Genomic DNA, 8530 nt, shown 5'->3' with positions numbered 1-8530 from the left:
TTATTAAACACTTTGGACGACGAAAATTTTAGAGTCTGTATATTGCGTTGTCCGATGATTTACGGCAAAAATTGCAGGGGTAATTATCCGGTTTTAGCAAGGCTCGCGAAAAAATTGCCGTTCTTCCCGAAAATTAATAATGCCCGGTCAATGCTGTATATAAAAAATTTCGTTGAATTTGTGCGCCTAATTATAGATAATCAAGAGCGCGGAATATTTTTCCCTCAAAATGGCGAGTACTCGAACACTTCAGAACTTGTTAAATTAATCGCGAAGACTCACGGTAAAAAAATTTTGCTGCTTCCGTTATGTAAATGGCCGTTGAGATTTCTTGCTCACGGGTCAAGACTCGTTAATAAGGCGTTCGGCTCGCTTGCTTACTCACAGGACTTGAGCGAATACAAGAATAATTACAGGCTTTACACGCTGGAACAAAGCATAAATGAGACGGAAAATTAATTGCGGCTTTACTTTACGGCGTGAATGCTCCGTTTTCTAAATTACTGCTCGAAAAAATTAATCCCGTTTTCATGGCTGCATTATTATATTTAGGTGCAGGACTCGGAATAGGAATTATTTACGTTTTTCACGACAGAAGCGGGCAGGAAAAATTAACTCGTCAAGATCTTCATACGTTATAGGGATGATATTACTTGACAGCATAGCACCAATTTTATTAATGGCCGGCATAAAATTAGGTACGTCATCGGGAGCTGCTTTGATAGGAAATTTCGGGTTTATGCTCGCTTGTTACTGCAATTTTTATGAACGAGAGCGCGCCGGAATTGATTTATATTTTTCCTGCGTTACTGCTGGGCTTTATTTCTTACGGGCTAAGCATATTCACATATATTAGAGCGCAAGAAACACTTGGAGCAGCGAAAACAAGTGCTTATTATGCAGCAGGGCCGTTTATGGGTGCAATTTTTTCGTTTGTGCTGCTTAACGAGAGTCTTTCTGCCGGATATATAACAGCTTTCTTTATCATGTTGTGCGGGACTCTGTTAGTGATTTACGACACTTTGAAGCCAATTCACACGCACGAACATACGCATACTTTTACGCATTATCACGGCGGGAGGCTGCATACTCACACGATTACACACACTCACGGCCATAGACATTATAGTAATAAAGTCAGCATGCACGATCACAATCACTTAATTTCAAGTTTATGATTTCATTGCGCCTGTTCCGCCCTCGACTACTCCTTCATGCTTAAAAACGTTCGTAAATGTCTTAATTATGCATAATAAATCGAACATGAAAGACTCGCGCTTGATGTATTCACCGTCAAATTTTGCTTTCTCTGATATTTCGAGTTCATCGCGCCCGTTAATCTGTGCCCAGCCTGTTAAGCCCGGTCTGATGTTATTTGCGCCGTATTTGTCTCGTTCTGCAATTAAATCATCTTGATTCCATAATGCCGGACGAGGCCCTACTATCGACATATCACCCTTGAGAATATTTAAAATTTGCGGGAGTTCATCAATTGAATATTTGCGCATCCATTGACCGCAGTGCAAAATATATTTTTCCGGATCTGCTAATAAATGAGTCGGCACATCATGAGGCGTGTTTAACTTCATCGAGCGGAATTTATACATGTCAAAAAGTTTTTTTCCGCGCCCTACACGTTTTTGTGTGAATAAAGCAGGCCCGGAGTCCTCGTGCTTAATTATCAATGCAAATATAATCATAGGTACAGCAAGGAAAATTAACGCGCAAAGACTCAAGGCAATATCTATCAAACGCTTGAAAAAATTTCTGTACATTTACAAAACTGTTTTCCTGAAATAATTTATTGTTTCCTTGAGGCCGTCTTCAAGTTTTATAGTCGGTTCCCAGTTTAATTCTTTCTTTGCGAGCTCTATAACGGGTTTTCTTTGCGTCGGGTCGTCCTGTGGAAGCGGCATATAAACAATTTTCGATTTTGAGCCCGTGAGTCGTAACACCATTTCTGCAAGTTCTAACATGGTAAATTCTCCGGGATTCCCTAAATTAACCGGCCCTGTGAAATTATCGCTGCTGTTCATCATCTTTATGATTCCGTCAACAAGATCGCTCACGTAACAAAAGCTGCGTGTCTGCGTCCCGTCGCCGTAAATTGTGATGTCATTTCCCTTCAACGCCTGAACGATGAAATTACTTACGACTCGTCCGTCATCAGGTCTCATTCTCGGCCCGTAGGTGTTAAAGATTCTTACGACTTTAATATCAACTTTGTGCTGTCTGTGATAGTCAAAAAAAAGTGTCTCGGCGATTCTTTTTCCCTCGTCATAGCATGAACGAATCCCTATTGTATTTACGCAGCCTCTATAGCTTTCTGGTTGGGGGTGGACTTCAGGATCTCCGTAGACTTCTGATGTTGAAGCCTGTAAAACTCTTGCGTGGCATCTTTTAGCGAGTCCAAGCATATTTAACGCACCCATAAAATTTGCTTTACTCGTTTTAATCGGGTCATATTGATAATGAATAGGCGACGCAGGGCAGGCGAGATTATAAATTTGATCGCATTCAACATAAAGGCTTTCGATTATGTCATGGCGTATGAACTCGAAATAATCATTTTGCATCAAGTGCCGGATATTATTTTTCTGGCCTGTGAATAAATTATCTACGCAAATTACGTCGTTGCCCTGTTCAAGCAATTTTTCGCACAAATGAGAGCCGATAAAACCTGCTCCGCCCGTAATGAGAACTCTTTTAGCTGACAATTTTATATACTCCTTCATGAAATTTTCACGTGAGATTATAGCATTAAACGGGTTGACATTTTCGTTTTTGCTGATAAAATTTTCGAGTGCTTTGCGATAAGTACACACAATAATAATCTTGGGGAATGGTGCAACGGCAGCACGCGTGACTCTGGATCATGTAATCGGGGTTCGAATCCCTGTTCCCCAGCTGAAAAAATTTGAGATGACGGAAGAAATTACGCCCTGTTTAGAAAAATTATCTAAGCAGGGATTATTTTTTTGTGCGGGAGTGTAATAATTTATGTTAGCGTTTATATTTATTTATGCAGTATTGCTTGTGTTAATCGGAGCATTTATCGGACGTAGGGCTAAATCGGCATCAGATTTTTTTGTTGCGGGACGTAAATTAAATTCGGGCTTATTGTTCACTACTTTAATAGCTGCAAATTTGGGTGCGGGTTCAACTGTCGGAGTTACTGCGCTTGCTTATAAACATGGCCTTAGTGCGTGGTGGTGGACAGGGAGTGCTGGAATAGGCTCTATGATTCTTGCGTTCATAGTCGGGCCGAAAATTTGGCGTATTGCGAGAGAAGAAAATTTTTACACATTGAGTGATTATCTTGACAAGCGTTACAGTAAATTTTTTTCCGGTATTATTTCATTTATGATGTCGATCGGGACTCTTGCGTTATTTTCCGGTCAGTTATTGGGAATTGCTTGGATTCTCGAAGTTGCTGCGGAAATTCCGAAGACTCAAGGCGTTATAATTGGTGCGGTTGTTACGACATTATATTTTGCGGCTGGAGGTTTGCTCTCTAGTGCGTTCGTGAATATTATTGAAGTTGCTGTAATTCTTGCAGGTTTTATTATTGCGCTCCCGTTTGTATTAAAATTTTCCGGCGGTCTTGAAGGAATAAGGGCGAAAATTTCTGACTCGTCATATTTTGATTTTTACGGAATGGGAAGCACAGCGATAATCGGTTATATAGTAATGTTAGTGCCGTCGTTTTTTATTTCGCCGGGGTTAATCGGAAAAATTTTTGCTGCATGTGATGAGCGCACTATAAAAGTCGGGACTGCGTTAAATGGTCTTGTGCAGTTAATTTTTGCTGTTATACCTGTATTAATTGGTATGGCTGCGTTTGCGTGTTTTCCGGAATTGGCTCGTGCGGATTTAGCGTTACCTGCTGCAATGAAAAATATGATGCCGTTTGCTGCTGCGTGTGTGGCGTTGGCTGCGATTTTTGCTGCGGAAGTAAGTACGGCGGATACAGTTTTATACATGCTTGCGGGGTCAATTACGAACGATTTATATAAAAGATTCATGAATCCCGGAATATCGGACAAGAAATTATTAACGGGTTCGCGCGTTGTGAGTGTAATTTGCGGTGTATTAGGAGTGATTCTTGCGTTGAAACTTGAGAGCATTATATCAGCGTTGACTATATTTTATTCGTTAATGAGTGTCTCACTTTCTGCGCCGTTAATATTTGGATTATTCACGAGGCGTGCAAATAATTTCGGTGCTGTGCTTTCTGCTGTAATGGGGGCGGCTTTGACTCTTTACCTGACATTTTTTACGGAGACTCACGCGATTAATTTCGGGTTTGCTGTATTGAATGCGTCGACTTGCGGAATAATTTTATCGTTTATAGTTATGCTTGTGTCGATGATGTTTGTGCGAGTGAAGTAGAGATTTTGTGCTTTTCTCCCCCCTTCGGGGTTGGGAAGGGGGGCGGGGGGGATGGGGAGGGGGTTAGTGGGACGGACAACGAATGGGGAATAAATATATAATGCTTGAGGTAAAAAATTTATCGTATAAGTATCCTGATAATCACGAGGCTTTAAAAAATGTCTCGTTCATAATCAATCAGGGCGAAAAAGTTGCTCTTGTCGGTGCTAACGGGTCGGGCAAATCGACTCTTTTATTGCATTTGGCCGGAGCTGTTAATATACAAGACGGCGAGATTTTATCAAATAAAAATATCGGCTTAGTTTTTCAGGATTCAGACAATCAATTATTAATGCCAAGCGTTATAGAAGACGTAGCATTTAACCTCGTAGCAAGGGGAATTAACACAAGCAAAGCCCATGAAGCCGCTAAAAATTTACTTGATTCACTTGGAGCCGCCCATTTAGCAGACAGGCCGCCGCACAAATTATCAGGGGGGGAGAAAAAGTTAATCACTATAGCAGGTACAATTATTTCACAGCCTGATATATTAGCACTTGATGAGCCCACTTCAGGACTTGACCCTAAAGCAAGAAGATGTGTTATAAATTTTTTGCGCGAATCTGATAAAACTATTTTGCTTGCTACTCATGATTTAGACATGGCACTAGATACTTGCTCACGAGCTATAATTTTGCATAATGGAAGAGTTGCTATAGAAGGATTTTTACCGGAACTGTTCACAAATCGCGATATTTTAGAACGTTATGGACTTGAGCTGCCTCTGCGTTATTCGTGAAAACGTGATAAAATATTTTCGCAATGAATCAATAAAATCATAAGAAAGGATCTTGACAAAAATGGAATCGTTTGCCACAATTGACTAGACCAGACCAGACCAGACCAGACCAGAACAGCTATTATTATCTCTTGTAGTGCCTTCAGTTCCGCGTGATATAAATACTCTTTTAGGAAATATAAATATTTATTTCAAGCATTTACCCATTAAGAATATATACATAATCGGACCCGATAAAATTCAAGATATAATCACACAAAAGAATGACCCGCGCTTAGTATTCATGAATGAAAATGAATTTGTTGACGTTGCGAGAATCAAAGAAATTTATTTATCACGTGTCAGCAAAAATATAAATCATTACGGCTGGTACGTTCAGCAATTTATCAAGATGCAATTTTCGCGCTTTACTCAAGACGAATATTATTTAATCTGGGACAGCGACACAATACCATTAAAGCAAGTAAAAATGTTTGATGATGATTCGCGGCCGTTCTTTGACATGAAGACGGAATTTCACGAGCCCTATTTTGAGACTATTGCGAAATTATTTCCTGATGTTCACAAAGTCATAAATAAATCTTTTATCAGCGAACACATGATTATAAATTCAAATTTTATGCGTGTACTTATAGACGAGATAGAATCAAATTCGGCTCTTGAAGGAGGCAATTTTCAGGAAAAAATAATTAACGCCATTGACACAAAAAATTTAAGCTCGTCAGGTTTCAGCGAGTTTGAGACTTATGGAAATTATATAATGACTCGTTATCCTGATAAATATATTTTGCGGGACTGGCACTCACTGAGAAGCAAGATAAAATTTTACAGGAATACAAGCGAACTCACTGACCGGCAAATAAAGTGGCTGATTTCATATTATGACGCAATATCAATTGAAAAAGGTCAGAAATTAAAGTTTTTTGCGCCGATAATTCAATCTAAATTCTTTCAGGAAAAATTTACAGCTCAAAGTCTCGAAAACGCCGAAGAGGTGAATATAATAAAATTTTTATTATGGCTTAGAATGCTTCCTCACCGTTTACTCCCTGAAAAAGTAAAGTTATTTATCAAGCGTATAATCAGAAAGGATGTATAATTATTTCATGAATAAATGAGGGGACGAAATTTTTTAATGACTGACAATTTATTTAACGAGAAAGATATTACAGTTAGGCAGGAACTCCGAGAAATTGCTAATCCTGTATTCAACACAGCAAAGATGACTTTATTTGATTTAGCATTATCAGGCGATAAAGACGCAGCAGAAATTATAAATAAACTCGGACTCGATCGCGGTAAAATGCAAAGCTCATTGATAAATAAACCTTCACAAGCTGAATTATTATGTGAGAGCGCGGGAATCTGGATTCGTTTTTACACAATGAATGCTATTATCGAAAAATTAAATCTCGATACAGAAATAGATTTACCATGCGGCTATACTCCGAGGGCTGTAAAATTTGCTCGTGAAAATAAAAAATTTGTCGGGCTTGATTTGCCTGCTGTTATAAGCGAACTAGAACCCGTTATTATGTCGCTGATAGATTCAGATAAACGCAATCTCGTAAAATTTCAGGCAGTCGACGCTACGAATTATGACTCGTTAAAGAAAGTTTTTGATAATATTAGCGGCTCAGTTTGCATTACTACAGAAGGACTCTTAATGTATTTCACGGAGTCAGAGGCAGGGGCTTTGTGTGATAATATCAGGAAAATTTTAGAATCTCACGGCGGGTGCTGGGTCATGGCAGATCCTGAGTCATTCTTGATGTATGTTGAAGCAGCAAAAATTTTATTAGGCGATAATTTCAAGCAAAGTCTAATAAATATACACAAGGGAGCGCAAAGTAAATCAGATATTACCCTGCAGGAATTTATAATGATAATACAGCCTCACCTTAAAAATATACAGGAACAAACGCAGCAAGTGATAAATTTTCTGCATTCTCACGGACTCAAGCATGAAAGGTTAATAATTGCTGATTATATGCCTGATTTAGAGAATTTCACGGGAATAACTCACGAACAGGCCGAGCAGATAAAATCAGCCATGAAAGAATTAGCGTTCTGGAAAATTACACTTGATAATGCCTCGCAAAAGATTCACGAATCAAGCATTAAATCAAATAAATTCAGTCTTAACGCGAAATTAATTTATAACAGGCTCGAATTAAATTTTACTGGCAGATTTGACACATTGAGCGCACCGGATTTATTAGCATTCTTTGATGATCTGGCAAGCAAACACGAGATAAATTCAGTCTTGATTAATTGCGGAAAACTTGATTATATTTCGTCGGCCGGGCTAAGAGTCTTGCTTATAATTCATAAACGTGTGAAGAGCGGCGTAACTCTTGAAAATATTAATCTCGCAATAAGTGAAATTCTCTCACAAACGGGGTTTGACTCGATCTTGAATGTTCAATAAAATAATTATGCATTAATAGTGTAGATTTACCAGCTATTTTTGCATATTTTATTTGAATTCAGGAGAAATATAATAATGTCTATGCTGATAAATGGGTTCTCTAGTTGTATAAATAAATTTTTTGAGCAGTATTTAATAGATTCAAATAATAAACAATTATTTATATTTCAGGGCTTCCCATTAGAATTTTATCAAGTTTTAGCAAATATAAATCTCGAAATCAAGCATATTTCAGGCAGCTGGGACGGAAATTATCCCGATGTAAAAAATTTAGATGGTCTTGATATTTTGTCTTATTTACTTGTTTCAACTGGCTGCACGTGGTGCTTTTATGAGGAATTCATAGCATTGACAACTTGTTTGAAAAATTTTAAAGCCTACAAAGGAAATATTTATATAGTTCAGAATGATATATTTAGCGAATATTACCCAGTTCCGGCGAAAATCTCACGTGAAGAACTTGCAAAGGAACTTGATGATGATACACTATCAAGTGAAAATTATATTTTATCGCAATACTATTCGGACTATAAAATTTATCAGGACGATATATTATTATCATTTATTAATAAGCATTACGAATCAGAAACAGGAATAAACATTCCCGAAATAAAATTTTTTGAGACGATTTCAAGAAATTTTGCAGCTAAGAAACTCCCTCAAGAAACGCCGCTAAAATTAATATCTCTTGATGAAGCCAAATATAAGCTGATAAAGGGTGAATTACATAGCGAAAATTTTAACATTCCTGATATTCATGATAATGACTTTGCAAATATAATTAATAAAGTGAACTACCGCCACTTATAGAAGTGGCGGCTTCCTAATTCGACGAGAACCGCGCTACAACCGATATTGCTGGCTGAAGTCGTCTTACATTCTCTCCAAAGGCGTAACTTCCCGTAGTCCCTACGGTAGACATAATTATT

Annotated in this window: 9 protein-coding genes, 1 tRNA gene and 1 pseudogene; 9 read left to right on the top strand and 2 right to left on the bottom strand. The window is 38.2% G+C overall.

Annotated features, from left to right (window positions below):
- The 3 genes and pseudogenes from IJS99_04525 to IJS99_04515 all read left to right on the top strand — a co-directional run.
- The coding region (locus IJS99_04525) for an NAD-dependent epimerase (GenBank protein ID MBQ7561087.1) at positions 1-459 on the top strand (459 nt) is incomplete at its 5' end.
- Positions 456-641, top strand: a pseudogene (locus IJS99_04520) (EamA family transporter). The gene IJS99_04525 and the pseudogene IJS99_04520, both read left to right, overlap by 4 nt.
- Positions 642-764: 123 nt before the next feature.
- Positions 765-1178, top strand: coding sequence for an EamA family transporter (locus IJS99_04515; protein MBQ7561086.1), 414 nt, complete (start codon positions 765-767; stop codon positions 1176-1178).
- On the opposite strand, the gene IJS99_04510 is transcribed toward IJS99_04515, so the two are convergent.
- Positions 1173-1775 carry a sugar transferase gene (locus IJS99_04510; GenBank protein MBQ7561085.1) on the bottom strand — a complete coding sequence of 201 codons (603 nt, stop codon included), beginning with the start codon at positions 1773-1775 and terminating at the stop codon, positions 1173-1175. The genes IJS99_04515 and IJS99_04510 overlap by 6 nt on opposite strands.
- Positions 1776-2717: an SDR family oxidoreductase gene (locus IJS99_04505; protein ID MBQ7561084.1), complete on the bottom strand. Its 942-nt coding sequence runs from the start codon at positions 2715-2717 to the stop codon at positions 1776-1778.
- Between the two features lie 119 nt (positions 2718-2836).
- Here IJS99_04505 and IJS99_04500 point away from each other — a divergent pair.
- From IJS99_04500 to IJS99_04475, 6 genes are all read left to right on the top strand, one after another.
- Positions 2837-2907, top strand: a tRNA-Gln gene (locus tag IJS99_04500).
- 93 nt (positions 2908-3000) lie between these two features.
- Complete coding sequence (locus IJS99_04495) at positions 3001-4392, top strand: sodium:solute symporter family protein (protein MBQ7561083.1); 1392 nt, start codon at positions 3001-3003, stop codon at positions 4390-4392.
- A gap of 82 nt (positions 4393-4474) precedes the next feature.
- A complete protein-coding gene (locus tag IJS99_04490; GenBank protein MBQ7561082.1) occupies positions 4475-5170 on the top strand; it encodes an ABC transporter ATP-binding protein in 696 nt (231 codons plus the stop codon).
- 283 nt (positions 5171-5453) lie between these two features.
- The gene (locus IJS99_04485) at positions 5454-6269 is read left to right on the top strand and encodes a hypothetical protein (GenBank protein MBQ7561081.1); all 816 of its coding nucleotides are present in this window, start codon (positions 5454-5456) and stop codon (positions 6267-6269) included.
- Between the two features lie 36 nt (positions 6270-6305).
- Positions 6306-7601, top strand: a complete 1296-nt coding sequence (locus IJS99_04480) for an STAS domain-containing protein (GenBank protein ID MBQ7561080.1) — start codon at positions 6306-6308, stop codon at positions 7599-7601.
- 75 nt (positions 7602-7676) lie between these two features.
- On the top strand, positions 7677-8411 hold the full coding sequence (locus tag IJS99_04475) for a hypothetical protein (GenBank protein MBQ7561079.1): 735 nt from the start codon (positions 7677-7679) through the stop codon (positions 8409-8411).
- The last annotated feature ends 119 nt before the right edge of the window (positions 8412-8530 follow it).

Source organism: Synergistaceae bacterium, assembly GCA_017444345.1.
Taxonomy (GTDB): Bacteria; Synergistota; Synergistia; order Synergistales; family Aminobacteriaceae; genus JAFUXM01.
The sequence above is the reverse complement of the archived record's forward strand: the minus strand, read 5'-3'. Positions and strand labels throughout refer to the sequence as shown.